Consider the following 17,124-nt stretch of genomic DNA (forward strand, 5'->3'; position numbering starts at 1 on the left):
GCCCGCGGGCAGGGGATCGGCACCGGACAGCGGATCGGCGCCGGCCAGGGGGTCGGTGCTGGGGAGGGCCCCGCCGGACGACGCGCGGCGCTTGGTCACCCGGGACGGGTCGGCCACCTTGATCCCGAAGTCGAGCAGTTCGATGAGGCCCGATCCGTGCCGGTGGAACGACTCGTACACGAGGTCGGACGGGCGCCGGACGCCCTGGACGTCCCGCAGCGCCGTGACCATGACGTCGGCCAGGCGCGAGAAGTCGGCCTCGGTCACGCTCAGCATCCCGCCGGGCATGCCCGCCTCGGGCAGTTCGGTCCACCAGTTGCGCGGCGCGGGGTCGGCGGGCGGGCGCCAGCCCGCCTCGCTCATGACCTCTTCGTCGGCCAGGGTGAGCAGGAGGGGGCCTTCGAGGAAGTTGTTGCTGACGGCCTCGGCGTAGAGCCGGTCGGGCTCGCGCATGGCCTGGACGTAGTGGCGGCTCTCGTCGCGTTCGCGCACGATCAGGATCGTGTCCCGTTCGAGACCTGCCAGCTCACGTCCCAGCCGCCGGGCGAACTCGGACCACTCCAACAAGATCACTCCCTACGACCAGGGGCCGGTGCCGACCCCCGCGAGACCGCGCCCGGGACCCGATGATTGTCGCCGGGAGCGCGACGCGCAAACCGGGAGTTCAGTCGGGCGGCGGTTCGTGACGAAGCACACGCAGGGCCTCCTGGAGGGCCTCCGGGTCGCCCCCGCAGCGGTCCAGGACGTCGATGAGCCTGTGCAGGATCTCGTGGCGTTCGTAGCCGACGTCCAGCAGCGACTGCGCGGTGTCCCACAGGTGCGGCGGCTCGCCGTCCCACAGCATCGCCGCGAGCCGCATGTGCGCGTCGAGGTGCTCGTCGTCGCCGCCGGGGTGCTCGAACTCCAGCAGGGCGCGGCGGTCGCCCGGGTCGGCCGGGTCGAGCTCCGACAGGTCGAGGATGTCGTCGCGCCCCGCCCGCCGGTGCGTGCCCGACAGGAACGGCAGGGCGAACGCGCGGCGGGGGAGGGCCTCGAGGTCGCCGTCGGGCAGCAGCCGGTCGACCAGGCCCCGGTCGAGGCCGAACGCGGCCGGATCGCGGTAGACCGCGGAGAACTTCGCGGTGGCGTCCCAGAGGGCGTCCAGGGTCGCCCTGATCCCCTCTTCCGGCAGCCCCGTCCGCCGTCCGGCCCAGCGGATCCACGCGGCCAGCACGTGGGGGACGGCCTCCTGCTCCGACGGGGAGAGCAGGACCTTGCGCGGCAGCCAGTCGAGCAGGAACATCTCGCACTTGATCGGGCTGACGCGCAGGGGCCGTCCGAAGTCGTGCGCGCAGCCGTAGTCGATGATCCGGTCCACGCACCGGATCGCCGCGGAGATGTCCGAGAGCTCTCCCGCCTCGTCCGAGGCGAGGAACCGCGTCGCGATCGTGGCGCGCCGGTCGCGCCCGTACACCGGGGGCTGGGGCAGGCGGCCGCCGGGCGGAAGGATGTCCACGCGCGCGCGGACGAACGCGTGGTAGGAGCCGAAGTTCTCGTTCACCGGCGGGTCGTCTGTCGCGTCGGTGAGATCCAGAGCGCTCTGCAGCAACGCCTTGGTGTCGCGCGGGTCGAGCTCCTCGAACCGCATCAGCGGGTTTTCGCGTCCCTCGCGGCGGCAGTGGTCGAGAAGCCGGTCCACCCTGGAGGAGACCCAGGCGTCCCGGACCATCCCGCTCGCAGGCAGGCGCCCCGCGGGCGCGGCCGGCGCGAACGGGCCGACGCGCGGCTGGACGACCCCGGCCCTGTTGCGGTCGACTAGGATGACAAGGGCGTGCCTTTCGGAGCCCCCGTAGGTGTAGGTGCAGATGACGGAGTCTTGGTCGCCGTAGACGTCCCTGGACGCGAAGCACGCCTCGGGCTCGACCATGCCGACGCGGTCGGCCCAGCCGGGCCTGGCGACGCCGTCGCTCATCAGTTGCAGCGCCGCGCGTTCGGCCTTGGCCGCCTGACGCGGGGTGCCCATGTAGGCGATGCCGGTGAGCAGCGCCAGCGCCGCCGGCGTGGCGGCGGCCGCGGCGTACCCGACCAGGGCCTCGCCGATGACCTCCTCCACGTCGCCGTCAGGGACGCGCTGCCCCCACCAGGAGCCGAGGATCTCGCTGACGATGAGCTCCGCGTCCAGGGGACTGCGCACCGCCAGCAGTTCGCGGGCGTGCTGGAGCATGCCGTCGAATATCGCCGAGACCTCGTCCGGGGGTTTCGGGCCGTCCCGGGCCGGGTCCCCGGAGGAGCGGCTGCGGCTGCGGGGACTCACCCCTCTAGCCTCTCAGATCCGGCGCGTACGGTGGCCCGGACACCGGCGAAGGCCGGAATGGGCCGCCACCGCGCCCACGCCGTCTCTACCGGCCGCTCAGCCGTCTGTTCAGCCGGAAACGTCGCCGGTGGGCGAGCGCCTAGAGGGCGGCTGCGATTTCAGGATCCCGGTGAGCTGCTCCCGGGCCATCCGCTCGACTCTGTCTGGCGTGGTCTCCAAACCCAGATGGGCCATGCAGGCCTGGACGTCGGCCACACACCGGTGCACCGCGTCTGAGGGGAAGGACGCGAACTCGTCGCAAAGCCGCTGTGCGAGAGCGTCACGTGTCTCGTTCCGGTGATCGGCCAGTGCAGGCATCAGCGCACACCTCCGCGCACGGGGTACCGGCGGGCGGGGACGCCGCCGGTGAGACGGAGCGCGCCTCGGACCGGCCCATGCCTGGGAGCTTCAGCGAGAACCCCGCCTCGATGTCACATTCCAGGCCCCGACGCGGGGAGAGTCAAGACGTTCCGGGGGGTCGTTTCGCAAATTCTGGACCCCGTTCACCGGGCGTTCCCCCATGACCGGCCGGCACCTCGCCTGCCTCCGCGTCCGCACCGTCCACCTGCGGGTTCGCTTCGCCCGCGGCCGGCCGTCCACCCGCGTCCGGGGACCTGCGCGCGGCGTCGGCCCAGCTCGCGTGATGCCGTGCGGCCCAGCCGGGGTCCACCCGCCCGGTCAGCATCCCTGTCAGCGCCTCGCGGTCCCTCAGCGCCTCCCACAGGTGCCCGGCGGCCACCGCGAGGACGGCGAGGAAAAGCCAGTCGTGGACGAAGGTGGAGCCCGTGCGCCACCGGTCTCCCCACGGGCCGGGGAACGTCATGACCTCGCCGGTGCCGAGCATGACGAGGATCGCGCCCGCGGTGAACGCCGCGTTCAGCTTCTGGCCCGCATTGAACTTGCCCACCGGCAGGACCCCGCGCCCGTCCCGGACGGCCCTGCGGTCGCCGCGCCTGAGCCACTGCCAGTCCGCGGGCACGAACCTGTTCAGCCTGCGAAGGTCGGCCCTGAACGCCCGGGACAGCAGACCGAGCACGATCGGCACGGGCAGGGCGAACCCGCACCAGACATGGACGGTCTTGACCATCTCCCTGCGGCCCACCAGCGTCGAGAGCGGCGGCAGGTAGAGCACGGCGGCGGTCAGCAGGCAGACCAGCATCAGCAGCGCGGTGACATGGTGGATCGAGCGCTCGGCCCGGGTGAAGCGCACGAGCCGCCCCGACGGCTCAGGTCGGCGCATCGCTGCGTCCGTTCGACCGTCCCACCCAAGCGTCCACGTCGTAACCGAGTTCCTCCCAGTAGCCGGGCTTCACCCGGTCGGTCAATTCGATGCCGCCGAGCCACTTCAGCGACTTGTAGCCGTACATGGGCGCGACGTACAGCCGCGTGGGGCCGCCGTGGTCGTGGGTGACGGGCTTGCCGTCCATCTGGGTCGCGATCAGGACGTCCCGCCGCCGCGCCTGCTCCAGCGTCAGCGACTCGGTGTAGACGCCGTCGAACGAGGTGAACCGCACGGCGCGGGCGCGGGCGGACACTCCGACCGCGTCCAGCAGATCCGGCAGAGCCACGCCGACCCACCGCACATCCGGCACTCGCCAGCCCGTGACGCACTGGAAGTCCCTGTCGAGGACTGTCTGCGGAAAATGCGCTAGATCGGCCATCCCAAATGATTGCGGCTTGTCCACAAGACCGGAAACGGTCACCCGGTGCGTAGCGGCGCTGTGCCGCTTCACACCGGGCGTGACCGAGTAGTAGCGGAACCCGCCGGCAGCAGGCAGGACGTCCCCGATCGGTCCGACCGGCGCCAGGGCCCGGCTCACCTTGTCCTGGACGGACGCGCCCACGGCGGCCCCCGCCACGCCGAGGCCGAGCATGCCCAGGACGACCCTCCGTCCCACCGGACTGCCTTCCAGTCGTTCGTCCTCGCTCACCGCTCCATTCGAGCACCCCGGCCCGCGGCTCGGCCAGGGGGCGGCGGACCTCGTAAGACTTCCGACAGATCCTGGCGTCGCCACCGACCGGCCCCGGGTACCGCCCTAAGCTGAGCCCATGGCCACGAAGGTTCATCTCGCACAGCGTCCAGAGGCCGACGAGCTGCTCGGACGCAGCCCGCTGGCCGCTCTGGTGGGCATGCTGCTCGACCAGCAGATCCCGATGGAATGGGCGTTCTCCGGCCCCTACACCATCGTGCAGCGGCTCGGTTCGGACGATCTGGACGCCCACGAGATCGCCGCCTACGACCCGGAGCGGTTCGCGGCGCTCCTGGCGGAGAAGCCGGCCGTCCACCGGTACCCCGGTTCGATGGCCAAGCGCGTCCAGCAGCTGTGCCAGTACCTCGTGGACCACTACGACGGTGACGCCGAGAAGGTGTGGAGAGGCGTCGACAGCGGCAAGGAGCTGTACAAGCGGCTGAACGGCCTTCCGGGCTTCGGAAGGCAGAAGGCGCAGATCTTCCTGGCCCTGCTGGGCAAGCAGTACGGAGTACGGCCGGAGGGCTGGCGCGAGGCGGCCGGCGACTACGGCGAGGAGGGCTCGCACCGGTCCGTCGCCGACATCACCGGCCCCGACTCCCTCGCCAGGGTGCGGGCCTTCAAGCAGGAGATGAAGGCCGCCGCCAAGGCGGCCAAGTGAGGTCGGGAGCAGGACGGAACTCGCCGAACGGGGCGAGTTGACACCCCGTGACGCATGTACGCCGTAACATCTCCTACTTGCCGTCCATGCCGGGCCGCCCCGCGCGCCCATCCGCGACGGTGTCCGAAACCGACGAGTTCGTCCGAGGCCGAAGGGGCAAGGATGTTCATCAGGGCTTCCGTACGCGGCGAACCATCGGGATGATGAAGACCTGACTCCGACCGGTGTTGTGATGGAGGCGGGAGCGTTAACCTGCTCCCATTCACTCATAGTGATGAATAATTGCCGCGCGGTACGGGACCCTCTGGGGCGGAGGTGTTGTCGTTGAGCACCGAGACGTCCGTCCCGCATCCCCGCGTCTCAGGGGTGGAGGGGCAGCCCATGGATGCGTCCGACGCCGCGCTGTACGCGACCTTGCTGAAGGAAGCGCCCGAAGGGCTGGCGTTCTTCGACCGCGATCTGCGTTGCCGCCGGGCCAACGACGCGCTCGCGGAGCTGCTGGACGTGCGCGTCCGCGATCTCCAGCAGCGCCGCCCGTCGGAGGTGCTGCCCGAGGCGCTGGCGGCGGCGTTCGAGACGGCGCTCCGGAAGGTGATCGCCGAGGACCGCGCGGTGAGCGACCTCGAACTCGTCGTCCCGGCGCGGGCGGCCGAGGCGCCCGGCGAGGCGCCCGGCGTGGCCACCGCCGTCGAGGAGCGCATCCTGGCGTGCACGTGGCTGCCCGCCAAGGGCGGCGGCGACGAGCGGCCGGGCGTCGTCCTGACCGCCCTGGACGTGACCGAGCGGCGCAGGGCCGAGGAGGTCATCCGCCGCAAGGAGCAGCGCTACCGCTCGCTCGTGGAGGCCAGCGCCCAGGTGGTGTGGGTCGCCGCGCCGGCCGGCGGCGCGATCGACGACGCGCCCGAGTGGCGCGCCATCACCGGCCAGACGCCGGACGACTACGCGGTCGGCGGCTGGCTGTCGGTCGTGCATCCCGAGGACCGGCCCCGCATCGAGGCGCACTGGCGCGAGTGCGTGGAAGAGAACCGGGTCTTCGAGACCAACTACCGCATCCGCACCAAGAGCGGCACATACCGGCACTTCGACGTCAGGGCCGTGCCCATCTGGCGCGGCGACGCGGTCATCGAGTGGGTCGGCGCCAACACCGACGTCACGGGGCAGCGCGAGGCCGAGGAGATGCGAGGCCGGCTGACCGAGCAGCTCTCGGCGGCGGCGCTGCGCACCGCGCGCCTCCAGCAGGCCACCTCCATGCTCGCCGAGGCCCTGACCGTCTCCCAGGTCGTCCAGGTCATCACCGAGGTCGGACGGTCGGCCATCGGCGCCGACTACTCCGCGGTGGCGCTGCTGGACGACGACAAGCTGCGGCTCAGCATCGTGGCCCCGTCCCAGCCGGGGACGGAGAGCGAGACGCCCTCGCCGTCCCGCGACGGGATCAAGGTCAGCGACCAGACCGTGATGTCGGTGGCGGTGCGCGAGAGCCGGCCCTTCCTCGCCGAGCACCCCGACAGCCTGCGCCTGCAACTGGGCCACGGCGAGCGTGACCTGTTCGCCCAGCACACCGAGGAGCGCGCCTGGGTGGGCCTGCCGCTGCTCGCGGCCGGCGCCCCGATCGGCGCGCTCCGCTTCTCCTTCACCCGGCCCCGGGAGATCACCGAGGAGGAGCGGGTCTTCCTGGAGGCGCTCGCGGGCCAGTGCGCGCTGGCCGTGGAGCGGGCCCTGCTGTTCGAGCGCGAGCACCGGACCGCCGAGGAGCTCCAGCGGAGCCTGCTGCCCAGCGACCTGCCGCAGCTGCCGGGCATGGCGCTCGCCGCCCGCTACAACCCCGCGACGCGCCACGTGCAGGTGGGCGGCGACTGGTACGACGTCTTCCGCCTCGCCGACAACCGGCTCGCCGTGGCCGTCGGCGACGTGATGGGCAAGGGCGTCCTCGCCGCGGCCGGAATGGGCCGCGTCCGCAACGCCCTGCGCGCCCTCGCGCTGAACGACCCGCGTCCCGCCGCGGTCCTGGCCGGCCTCGACCGGCTGTTCAGCGCCACCGAGGACGAGGAGCAGTTCACCACCGTCGTCTACGCGGTCATCGATCCCGAGACCGGGCAGGGAGAGCTCAGCAACGCGGGCCACCCTCCGGCCCTGCTGATCTCGCCCGACACGCCCGCGCGCGTGAGCAGGCGCGAACCCGGAACCCCCCTCGGCTGGCCGAGCCAGCGGCAGCAGACAAGTTTTTCCATCAGGACCGGCAACACTGTGGTCTTCTATTCCGATGGACTTGTGGAGAACCGTAGGCGTGGGGTGGACGCCGGGCTTGAGGAGCTCGTCGCCGTCGCGGCGGACGCCCCACCTGAAGTGGTAGGAGATCCCGAGAGACTCGTCGACTTCCTGGTCGATCGGATGCTTGCCGGATATGAGCAGGTAGACGATGTGACCGTGCTTGCCCTGCACGTCCCGCCCAAGTCCGAGTGAACCCCGCCGAAGACGGCGCCGAGACGGTCCGCGACGTTCGAAGGACCGCCCCGGGCCCTCTAAGGTGGAGTGTTACCGGGTAGGACTCCAAGGCGGAATGCGCAGCAGTGCCAGAATGCTTGACCCAGAGAGAGCGGGTACGCTGCGGTCCCGCACCGGGAGGTCCGCTCCGTGTGTGGTCCCACCCAGTGTGAGGCCGAGCCCGTCAGGGCACTTGGGTCAACCAAGCCACACGTTCGTTCGAGAGGTATTTGTGTCGCCTGCTAGCTCGACCTCGAAAGCGTCAGATCTGCACGATCACGTCATCGCGCAACTGATCGAGCGTGGACGGTCCCAGGGTTACCTCGAAGCCGACGACGTACGACGTACGTTCGAGGAGGCCGACATCCCCGTGTCGAAGGCCTCCAGCATTCTGCGGAGCCTCAGCAAGGAGGGTGTGACCGTCATGGTGAGCGCTGCCGACTCCGCGGCGCCCAAGCGTCCGCGCAAGCGCGCGACGCCGCCGGCACGCAGGCCCAAGACCGCCGCCGCCGCCAAGGAGCAGCCCGACACGGTGACCGCCGTCGTCGGCGACGACGCGCCGGAGGAGGCCGTCGCCGCGCCGCGCCCGGCGGCTCCGAAGCCCGCGCCGCCGAAGAAGGCCGCGCCGGCCAAGGGCGCCAAGGCGAAGAAGGCCGGACCGGCGAAGAAGGCCGCGCAGCCGGTCAAGGCCGCCCCGTCCGACAGGGCCGACAAGGGTGAGGACCCCGAGGTCGACGACGAGGTCGACGTCGACCTCGACGAGGACCTGACCGACCTCGAGGCCGAGCTCGTGGACGACACGGCCGAGGCCGAGGAGCCCGAGGCCGAGGTCGAGGAGGAGCCCGCCGCCGCGCCCGTCGCGAAGGCCGCTCCGGGCGGCAAGGGCGACACCCCGTCCTCCGAGGAGGAGGGGTTCACCCTCGGCGACGACGACGAGGACGCGCCCGCGCAGCAGATCGCGGCCGCCGGCGCCACCGCCGACCCGGTCAAGGACTACCTCAAGCAGATCGGCAAGGTGCCGCTGCTGAACGCCGAGCAGGAGGTCGAGCTCGCCAAGCGGATCGAGGCCGGCCTGTTCGCCGAGGAGCGCCTCGCCGTCACCGGCCCCTCGATGTCCGAAGAGGACCTCGAGGACTTCGAGTGGATCGCCGAGGACGGCCGCCGCGCCAAGAACCACCTCCTGGAGGCCAACCTCCGCCTGGTCGTCTCGCTGGCCAAGCGCTACACCGGCCGCGGCATGCTGTTCCTCGACCTGATCCAGGAGGGCAACCTCGGCCTGATCCGCGCGGTCGAGAAGTTCGACTACACCAAGGGCTACAAGTTCTCCACGTACGCCACCTGGTGGATCCGGCAGGCCATCACCCGCGCGATGGCCGACCAGGCCCGCACTATCCGCATCCCGGTGCACATGGTCGAGGTCATCAACAAGCTGGCGCGCGTGCAGCGGCAGATGCTCCAGGACCTGGGCCGCGAGCCCACCCCGGAGGAGCTGGCCAAGGAGCTCGACATGACCCCGGAGAAGGTCGTCGAGGTCCAGAAGTACGGCCGCGAGCCCATCTCGCTGCACACGCCGCTCGGTGAGGACGGCGACAGCGAGTTCGGCGACCTCATCGAGGACTCCGAGGCCATCGTCCCGGCCGACGCGGTCAGCTTCACGCTGCTGCAGGAGCAGCTCCACTCCGTTCTCGACACGCTCAGCGAGCGCGAGGCGGGCGTGGTGTCGATGCGGTTCGGCCTCACCGACGGGCAGCCGAAGACGCTGGACGAGATCGGCAAGGTGTACGGGGTGACCCGGGAGCGCATCCGGCAGATCGAGTCCAAGACCATGTCGAAGCTGCGGCACCCGTCCCGCTCCCAGGTCCTGCGCGACTACCTGGACTGACCGGCCGCACCGCGGACCGACCGACGGCAGGGCCCCGGCGATCACGCCGGGGCCCTGCCGCGCCGCGCCCGGCCCCACCCGCACGACCCGCCCCGCGGGGCTGGTTCTTGTGGGGGGCTTGGGACGCTGGCGTGGCCGGGTGTGGCCACGGGGCGTCAGTCGTGCAGGATGACGTCGAGGTTCGCGCCGTTCAGTTCGACGGTGTGGCCGAGGCCGGCGACGGCCTTCACCAGCTCCTCCGGGGTGCGGGGCGCGGCGCCCGCCTTGATCAGGTCGTGGGCGACGCGCCCGCGGGTCGCCTTGGCCATGTGGCTGACGACGGTGCGCTTGGGGACGCCGCCGACGAGGCGCTCCCGGAACACCCGGACGGAGACCGCCGGGCCGGGGGCCTTCCACACCGCCGCGTACGGTCCGGACCGCATGTCCACGACCAGGTCGTCGTCCAGGCGGAGGGCCTTGCGCATCGCCGGGCGCCACGACGCCGCCAGGCCGCCTCCAGGCGGCAGGGACACGCCCATGGACAGCCGGTAGGGCGGGACGCGGTCGGTGAGCCTCAGCGCGCCCCACAGCCCCGAGAACACGATGATCTGCCGGGCGGCGGCCTCGGCGTCCAGATCGGCCAGGTCGAGGTTGTCGTAGAGGACGCCGGTGTAGAGCCGCGCCGCGGGCAGTGTCGGCGCCTTGCGGAGAGCCTTGTTGCGGGCGAGGGCCTCGTCGGCCTGCCCGGGGGGAAGCCCGAGCACCTCCGCCGCGTCGGCGCCCCGGGACGCCTTCGCCAGGGCCGCCAGGACGCGCCGCCTCGTCGGCGTCAGGCCGGGGAAGCTCAGCGAGGCGAGGTCGAGGGGCGGGCCGTCCCCCTCGGTAGCCTTCTTCTCCGACGGCGGCAGCAGGATGTGCACGATCCCCCCGAAAGCGGTGACAGATGGCGCGGTCATTGGACAGGCGTTTGGACGAACTGGTCGCCGAGGCGTGGCCCGCGCCGTTCGCCCAGGATATTGGCGGCTGGCTGCTGCGCCACGCCGACGGTGTGACCAAGCGGGCCAACTCCGTCCTGCCCCTGGACGACCCGGGGGACGTGGATCAGGCCATCGGGCGGGCCGAGCGCTTCTACGCCGGGCTCGGGCTGCCGGCCGTGTTCCTGATGGACGCCCAGGCGCGGCCCGAGGGGCTCGACGGGGTCCTTGAGAGGCGAGGCTACGAACTGGTCGAACCGACGATCGCGATGACGGCCGACCTGAGCGGTCCCTACGAGCGCGCGGGTGTGGAGGTCATGGACGCCCCGTCCCGGGAGTGGCTCGATCGGTGGTGGTCGGTGGACGGTCGCTACGACCACCAGCTGCCGATGGCGGAGAAGATCCTCGCCGGGGTGAGCGCCGGCTACGCCGGCGTTGACGGTCTCGCCGTGGGGCGCGGCGTCGTCCAGGGGAAGTGGCTCGGCGTCTACGCCATGGCCGTCGCGCCGGACGCGCGAAGGCGGGGCCTGGGGCGGCGCGTCCTGCGGGCTCTTCTCGGCTGGGGGAGCGAGCGGGGATGCGAGCGGGCGTACCTGGTCGTCGTCGAGCGGAACGCCGCCGCCAGGGCGCTGTACGAATCGGAGGGGTTCGTGTCGGCGGCCGCCTATCACTACCGCGTAAGGAATGTCACCGCGAGGTGAGAAGCCGCAGGGGCGAGCGCATCACGGCACTGTCCCAATATGGCTACGATATGCAGTCACTCATATACTCTCCGCAGTTATCGCCGCATCGTGCTGCGGGGAGGGGCAATGGAGGAAAAGGGAACGGCGGCCACCGTCTCCGGTGGCCGCCGTCCTTCGCTCGCTCTATTTGGAGGTCTACCGCTCCTCGTCCGGAGCGACAGTCGGGGTTTCGGTGAGCCGGTCGGTCTCGTCCTGTATGTCGGCCCCGTTGGAGCGCAGCGCCTCTGCGTACTTGCGACCGTGGTGGGCGCAGAACAGAAGGTCGCCGCCGCCTACAAGGACCGCACGGACGTAGGCCTGAGCGCCGCAGCGGTCGCATCGGTCGGCGACGGTCAGCGGCTTGGTTGGGGCAAGGGCTCCAGTCACGGCACCTTCCTCATGCTCGGGGTCGGTACTTAGGACAACATCTAACCCGACGTCGGCGTTCCCAACCTGGTTCTTCGTACGCCCACAGCAGAATGGCCCAATAAGTGACCGAGGTCACATTAGGCGGCGTCCCACCGGAACAGGCGTACGGCGATCAACGCTCCGACGACCGCGACCCCCAGCAGAACGGCGATCTGGGGCAGCGCCGAGGTCGGCCCGAGTCCTCTGCCCATCACATTGAGCATGCCCTCGTTGAGATAGCGCAGGGGGAAGATGTACGACAGCGTCCTCATCCAGGTCGGCGAGGCGTCCAGCGGGAAGAACGAGCCGCCAAGGAACGCCATCGGCAGCACGATCAGCTGGGTCACCGCCTGGGCGGTCTCCTGCGTCCTGGCCCACGCGCCGATCAGCATCCCGATCGACAGGAAGGCCAGCACGCCCGCGATGACCATCGGGATCGCCATCCACCAGGCGCCGCTGAGCTTCAGGCCGAACATCGGGAGCTGCGCCACGAGCACGAACAGCGCGAACTGGACGAGCGCCACGGCGAGGCTGACCGCCACGCGCGCGGCGAACACGGTGGGGATGGGGGCCGGGGAGAGCTGGAGGCGCCGCAGGATGCCCTTGGTCCGCCACGTGACGAGCGTCTGGGACGCCCCGAAGACGCCCGCCGACGCCAGCGCCCAGCCCAGCAGGCTCGGTGTGAAGAACTGGATGGCCTTGAGCGAGTCGTCCTCCACCCGCTGGTCGGTCAGCCGGAAGGCCGGCGGCTTGCCGGAGGCCGAGAGGTTCGCCGACTGGACGACCGAGTTCATCAGCCCCCGCACGGTCCCGGACTTGACCTGGTCGGCCGCCGAGTAGTGGACGACCAGTTCGCCCCCGCGCTGCTCCACGACGGCGTCCGCGTCGCCCTTCTCCACCTTGCGCAGGGCGGCGGCGCGGTCGGAGGCCTTCTCGACCTTCATGACCTTGCCGAGCTCGCCCCCTCCCTGCGTCACCGCCTGGTCGAGGACCGGCGCCTTGCCCACCTCCAGGACCTTCACCTTGGACGTGGACTGGTGGCCGAAGATCCCCCCGAAGACGACCAGGAACATCAGGGGGAAGAGCACCGTGAAGAACAGCGCTGTGCGGTCGCGCCGGAAGCCCAGGAACATCGCCCTGGACAGGCTCTTGAAACTCTCGAACGTGCTCACGCCCTGTACTCCCGTCCGGTGAGCTCCAGAAAGACGTCCTCAAGGGTGGCGCCGCGGATCTGGACGCCGTCCAGCGCGTTCTCGGCGGCCATGGCGGCGACCACCGCGGAGGGGTCGCGGGTGGAGATGGTGAGGGAGACGCCGTCGTCCTCGGCCTCGTCCGCGCCCGGCAGGAGCCGTGCGGCGGCCACGTCCAGGACGCCGCTGGCCACGCTGATCCTGGCCGGGGCGTCCAGCCCGCGCACCAGCACCGCCGGAGGGCCGAGCCGCAGGATCCTGCCCGCGTCCATGATGGCGACGCGGTCGCACAGGCTCTCCGCCTCGTCCATGTAGTGCGTGGTCAGGACGATGGTGCGGCCCTCGGTGTTGATCGACCGGAGCACGTCCCACAGGTTGCGGCGCGCCTGCGGGTCCAGCGCGGCGGTGGGCTCGTCCAGGAACACGAGCTCGGGGTCGTGCACGAGCGCGCACGCGATGGAGAGGCGCTGCGCCTGGCCGCCCGAGAGCTTCTCGACGCGGGTGTCGGCCTTGTCGTCCAGGCCGACCAGTTCGAGCATCGAGTCGGCCTTCTTCGCCGGGACGCCGTAGAGGGAGCCGAACGTCCGCAACTGCTCGCGCGCGGTCAGCCGCTCGAAGAAGGAGGACGCCTGCAGCTGGACGCCGATCCTGGGGAGCAGCTTGGAGTTGCGCGGCCAGGGGGACAGGCCGAGCACGGTGAGGTCGCCCTCGTCCGGCTCCCGCAGGCCCTCGATGATCTCCAGTGTGGTGGTCTTGCCCGCGCCGTTCGGCCCGAGGATGCCGAAGAACTCGCCCTCCTCGACGGCGAACGTCACCCCGTCCACGGCCCGGACGTCCCCGTATCGCTTGCGGAGGCCCGAGACCTCGATCGTTTGCGCCATGCGAGGACAGTAGGGATGAATCGGGCTTTCACGCACCCACCCTGAGGTGGAGGTCCGGGTCCAGAAGTCGGAGTGCGGGTAGCCTGGCGAACCGTACGGGCCCTCCCACGCCGGCGTCCGGAACGTCGGCGGCGGCGAGCCTTTCGGTGGATTGTCGGCGGCCGGGGGTACCCTGCTGCCGACCGTCCTACCCCCGAGGAGCACACGCACGTTGACCGCCGCGACCGCCGAAGCGACAACCGAAGACCCGCACGGCTACTCCGCCCGGCACCTCTCGGTGCTGGAGGGGCTGGAGGCCGTGCGCAAGCGACCCGGCATGTACGTCGGGTCCACCGACAGCCGTGGCCTCGCGCACTGCCTGTGGGAGATCGTCGACAACTCCGTCGACGAGGCCCTCGCGGGCTACTGCACGCACATCAGCGTGACGATGCACGCCGACGGCTCCTTCGAGGTGGGCGACAACGGTCGCGGCATCCCGGTCGACCTGGAGCCCAAGACGGGCCTGCCCGGCGTCGAGCTGGTCATGACGCGGCTGCACGCGGGCGGGAAGTTCGGCGGCGTGTCCTACACCGCCTCCGGTGGCCTGCACGGCGTCGGCGCCTCCGTCGTCAACGCCCTGTCCGCGCGGCTCGACGTGGAGGTCGACCGCGACGGCCACACCCACGCGATCAGCTTCCGGCGCGGTCTGGCCGGCGAGTTCGCCGACGAGGGCCGCCCGAACGCCCGGTTCAAGAAGAAGTCGGGCCTGCGGCAGATCCGCAAGGTCGCCAAGAAGACCACCGGCACCCGCACCCGCTTCTGGCCCGACCTGCAGATCTTCCTGAAGGACGCGACGGTCGAGCAGTCCCTCGTCCTCGACCGGATGCGGCAGACCGCGTTCCTCATCCCGGGCCTCACCATCGACGTCCGCGACGAGCGCGGCGAGGAGATCGTCGACGAGACGTTCCGGTTCGACGGCGGCATCAGCGAGTACTGCTCCTACCTCGCCAAGGACGCGCCGATCATCGACGTGCTGCGGCTCCAGGGCCGCGGCCACTTCACCGAGACCGTCCCGGTCCTCGACGACCAGGGCCACCTGACGCCCACCGACGTCGAGCGCGACCTCGAGGTCGACGTCGCGCTGCGCTGGGGCAGCGGCTACGACACGATCACCAGGTCGTTCGTCAACGTGATCGCCACCCCGAAGGGCGGCACCCACGTGCGCGGCTTCGACCGCGCCGTGCTCAAGGTCCTCAACGAGCAGCTCCGCGCGGTGAAGCTGCTCAAGAACGGCGACGAGGACGTCCTCAAGGAGGACGTCCTGGAGGGCCTCACCGCCGTGGTGACGGTCCGCCTGCCCGAGCCGCAGTTCGAGGGCCAGACCAAGGAGGTCCTCGGCACCTCCGCGGCGACGCGCATCGTCTCCCAGGTCGTGCAGCGCGAGCTGCGGGCGATCTTCGAGAACCCGTCGCGCGGGCAGAAGCAGTCGCTGCGCGCCGTCCTGGAGAAGGTGGTCGGCGCGGCCAAGACGCGCATCGCCGCCCGCACCCAGCGCGACAACCAGCGCCGCAAGAACGCCCTGGAGAACTCCGCCCTCCCGGCCAAGCTCGTCGACTGCCGCTCCACCGACGACCGCAGCGAGCTGTTCATCGTCGAGGGCGACTCGGCCCTCGGCACCGCCAAGCTGGCCCGCAACTCCGAGTTCCAGGCGCTGCTGCCCATCCGCGGCAAGATCCTGAACGTGCAGAAGGCGTCCGTCGCCGACATGCTGAAGAACGCCGAGTGCGCCGCGATCATCCAGGTGCTCGGCGCCGGGTCGGGGCGGACGTTCGACGTCGAGGCCGCCCGCTACGGGCGCGTGGTGATCCTCGCCGACGCCGACGTCGACGGCGCGCACATCCGCACGCTGCTGCTCACGCTCTTCCACCGCTACATGCGGCCGATGCTGGAGGCCGGGCGGATCTACTCCGCCGTCCCGCCGCTGCACCGCATCGAGCTGGTCAAGCCGCGCAAGGGGCAGGACAAGTACATCTACACCTACTCCGACGCCGAGCTGCGGCAGCGGCTCGTCGAGCTGGAGCGCAAGGGCCAGCGCTGGAAGGAGCCGATCCAGCGCTACAAGGGCCTCGGTGAGATGGACGCCGACCAGCTGGCCGAGACGACGCTCGACCCCCGGCACCGGGTGCTGCGCCGCGTGCGCATCGAGGACGCCGAGGAGGCGGGCAAGGTGTTCGACCTGCTGATGGGCAGCGAGGTCGCCCCGCGCCGCGCGTTCATCACCGCCGGCGCCACCGAGCTGGACGTGGAGCGCATCGACACCTGATCGGGTTCTCCACCCTGGGGTGGAGAGCGGGAAGTCCAGCCGGGCGGCGATCCGCGCGAGGGCCGTCCCGGCCTACCCTCGGGGCATGAACACGCTGGACTACTTCCTCCCCGCCGCCTTCGGCGGCGCCTCGGTCCTGTACCGGCGGTGGGGGGCGGGCCTCGCGGGCGCGCGCTGGGCGCACGCCGTGCCCATCGTCGCCGTGCCGGTCGGCGCGGCGCCGTGAGGACCACCCGCGTCCTGATCGTCGGCGCCCTGGTGACCTGGGGGCTCATCGCCTACGTCCGCGGGATGCTCAGGGCCGATCCGGCTCCGGCGCTGCACGGCGCCGGCCTGGCACTCGTCGTGCTCAACGTGGTCATGTTCGCCTTGCTGGGGAGCGGCATCTGGCTCGGGCGCAAGAGCGAGACGCGGCACCGGCGTGCGGGCGTGGCCCTTCTGCTGGCGGCCATCGGTTCGGCGCTGGCGCTGTACGCGCTCGCCCCCGACTCCGGCACCGGGTTCTTCTTCTCCATGGCCGGGCTCTGGATGCTGCTGATGTGGCTGCCGATGCCGGGGGGCATCACGGTGAGCGCGCTGACGATCGCCGCGATCGGCGGGCTGGGGGAGGCGTTCGGCTCCGGCGGCGCCGACGTCGGTCAGATGGCGGCGGTCGCGGGCATCACGCTGGGCGCGCTCGCGAGCCGCCGGGGCAAGGCCGCGCAGGAGGCGACCCGCCGCGCGGAGGCGGCCAACGCGGTCCTCGCGGAGCGGTCGCACATCGCGCGGGAGATCCACGACATCCTGGCCCACTCGCTGTCGGCGCAGATCGTCCACCTGGAGGGGGCGCGGCTGCTGCTGGCGCGGGACGGCGACCGCGCCCAGGCCCTGGACCGGGTGGAGCGCGCGCGGAACCTCGCCCGGTCCGGCCTGGAGGAGACGAGGCGGGCCCTGGCCACGCTGCGCGGGGAGATCCCGCAGCCCAAGGAGGTCATCCAGGAGCTCGCCGAGGAGTTCCATGCCAGCACCGGGCGCCCCTGCGACGTGCACGTGACCGGCGCGCCGCGCGAACTGCCGCCGCAGGCCGGGCTCGCGGTCGTCCGGACCGCGCAGGAGGCGCTCACCAACGTCCGCAAGCACGCCCCCGGCGCGCGCGCACACGTCGCCCTGCGGTACCTCGCCGGCAGGGTGGAGCTCGAAGTGACCGATACGGGCGGCACCGAGCCCGTGGAGGAGCCGGACGGCGGCGGCTACGGCCTCGTGGGGATGCGGGAGCGTGCGGAGTTGATCGATGGGACGCTGGTGACCGGACCGGACGGCGAGGGATTCCGCGTGTCCCTCAGCGTGCCGGCCTGACGGGAGG

14 protein-coding genes and 1 pseudogene are annotated in these 17,124 nt (G+C 71.4%); 7 read left to right on the plus strand and 8 right to left on the minus strand.

All coding sequences use genetic code 11. The features are described from left to right. The 4 genes and pseudogenes from AB0K37_RS23660 to AB0K37_RS23675 form a co-directional block, all read right to left on the minus strand. A pseudogene (locus AB0K37_RS23660) lies at positions 1–567 on the minus strand (SseB family protein); the annotation flags it as partial. A gap of 97 nt (positions 568–664) precedes the next feature. Further along, complete coding sequence (locus AB0K37_RS23665; protein WP_363984565.1) at positions 665–2,203, minus strand: hypothetical protein; 1,539 nt, start codon at positions 2,201–2,203, stop codon at positions 665–667. A 589-nt stretch (positions 2,204–2,792) separates the two neighbouring features. After that, positions 2,793–3,572, minus strand: a complete 780-nt coding sequence (locus tag AB0K37_RS23670) for a cytochrome b/b6 domain-containing protein (protein ID WP_363984514.1) — start codon at positions 3,570–3,572, stop codon at positions 2,793–2,795. Further along, positions 3,559–4,263: a molybdopterin-dependent oxidoreductase gene (locus tag AB0K37_RS23675; RefSeq protein ID WP_363984516.1), complete on the minus strand. Its 705-nt coding sequence runs from the start codon at positions 4,261–4,263 to the stop codon at positions 3,559–3,561. The genes AB0K37_RS23670 and AB0K37_RS23675 overlap by 14 nt, the downstream gene beginning before the upstream one ends. A gap of 118 nt (positions 4,264–4,381) precedes the next feature. Between AB0K37_RS23675 and AB0K37_RS23680 the strand changes: the two genes are divergently transcribed. The 3 genes from AB0K37_RS23680 to AB0K37_RS23690 all read left to right on the plus strand — a co-directional run bounded on the left by AB0K37_RS23680 (position 4,382) and on the right by AB0K37_RS23690 (position 9,326). Further along, a complete protein-coding gene (locus AB0K37_RS23680) occupies positions 4,382–4,963 on the plus strand; it encodes an HhH-GPD-type base excision DNA repair protein (RefSeq protein ID WP_363984518.1) in 582 nt (193 codons plus the stop codon). Between the two features lie 381 nt (positions 4,964–5,344). After that, positions 5,345–7,423 carry a SpoIIE family protein phosphatase gene (locus AB0K37_RS23685; RefSeq protein WP_363984520.1) on the plus strand — a complete coding sequence of 693 codons (2,079 nt, stop codon included), beginning with the start codon at positions 5,345–5,347 and terminating at the stop codon, positions 7,421–7,423. 253 nt (positions 7,424–7,676) lie between these two features. Then, entirely contained in the window at positions 7,677–9,326 is a 1,650-nt protein-coding gene (locus AB0K37_RS23690) for an RNA polymerase sigma factor (RefSeq protein WP_363984522.1), read from the plus strand. 155 nt (positions 9,327–9,481) lie between these two features. On the opposite strand, the gene AB0K37_RS23695 is transcribed toward AB0K37_RS23690, so the two are convergent. Beyond that, positions 9,482–10,225 (minus strand): peroxide stress protein YaaA, encoded by a 744-nt coding sequence (locus AB0K37_RS23695; protein WP_363984567.1) that lies wholly within the window; start codon positions 10,223–10,225, stop codon positions 9,482–9,484. Positions 10,226–10,272: 47 nt separating this feature from the next. On the opposite strand from AB0K37_RS23695, the gene AB0K37_RS23700 reads away from it, so the two are divergent. Further along, positions 10,273–10,980, plus strand: a complete 708-nt coding sequence (locus tag AB0K37_RS23700) for a GNAT family N-acetyltransferase (protein ID WP_363984524.1) — start codon at positions 10,273–10,275, stop codon at positions 10,978–10,980. A 177-nt stretch (positions 10,981–11,157) separates the two neighbouring features. Here the strand turns inward: AB0K37_RS23700 and AB0K37_RS23705 are convergent, their stop codons facing one another. The 3 genes from AB0K37_RS23705 to AB0K37_RS23715 all read right to left on the minus strand — a co-directional run bounded on the left by AB0K37_RS23705 (position 11,158) and on the right by AB0K37_RS23715 (position 13,480). Next, positions 11,158–11,388, minus strand: a complete 231-nt coding sequence (locus tag AB0K37_RS23705) for a hypothetical protein (protein WP_345185546.1) — start codon at positions 11,386–11,388, stop codon at positions 11,158–11,160. 119 nt (positions 11,389–11,507) lie between these two features. Further along, a complete protein-coding gene (locus AB0K37_RS23710; protein ID WP_363984527.1) occupies positions 11,508–12,581 on the minus strand; it encodes an ABC transporter permease in 1,074 nt (357 codons plus the stop codon). Then, a complete protein-coding gene (locus AB0K37_RS23715) occupies positions 12,578–13,480 on the minus strand; it encodes an ABC transporter ATP-binding protein (protein ID WP_363984529.1) in 903 nt (300 codons plus the stop codon). Before AB0K37_RS23715 ends, AB0K37_RS23710 begins: the two co-directional genes overlap by 4 nt. A 211-nt stretch (positions 13,481–13,691) precedes the next feature. Here AB0K37_RS23715 and AB0K37_RS23720 point away from each other — a divergent pair, with 211 nt between their 5' ends. The 3 genes from AB0K37_RS23720 (at position 13,692) to AB0K37_RS23730 (ending at position 17,117) form a co-directional block, all read left to right on the plus strand. Next, a complete protein-coding gene (locus AB0K37_RS23720; protein ID WP_363984531.1) occupies positions 13,692–15,782 on the plus strand; it encodes a DNA topoisomerase IV subunit B in 2,091 nt (696 codons plus the stop codon). An 85-nt stretch (positions 15,783–15,867) separates the two neighbouring features. Next, complete coding sequence (locus AB0K37_RS23725) at positions 15,868–16,008, plus strand: hypothetical protein (protein ID WP_363984533.1); 141 nt, start codon at positions 15,868–15,870, stop codon at positions 16,006–16,008. Then, positions 16,005–17,117: a sensor histidine kinase gene (locus AB0K37_RS23730; protein ID WP_363984535.1), complete on the plus strand. Its 1,113-nt coding sequence runs from the start codon at positions 16,005–16,007 to the stop codon at positions 17,115–17,117. Before AB0K37_RS23725 ends, AB0K37_RS23730 begins: the two co-directional genes overlap by 4 nt. Positions 17,118–17,124: the final 7 nt, after the last annotated feature.

It is taken from the genome of Actinomadura sp. NPDC049753, assembly GCF_040674655.1.
In the GTDB taxonomy this organism is placed as follows: domain Bacteria; phylum Actinomycetota; class Actinomycetes; order Streptosporangiales; family Streptosporangiaceae; genus Spirillospora; species Spirillospora verrucosospora.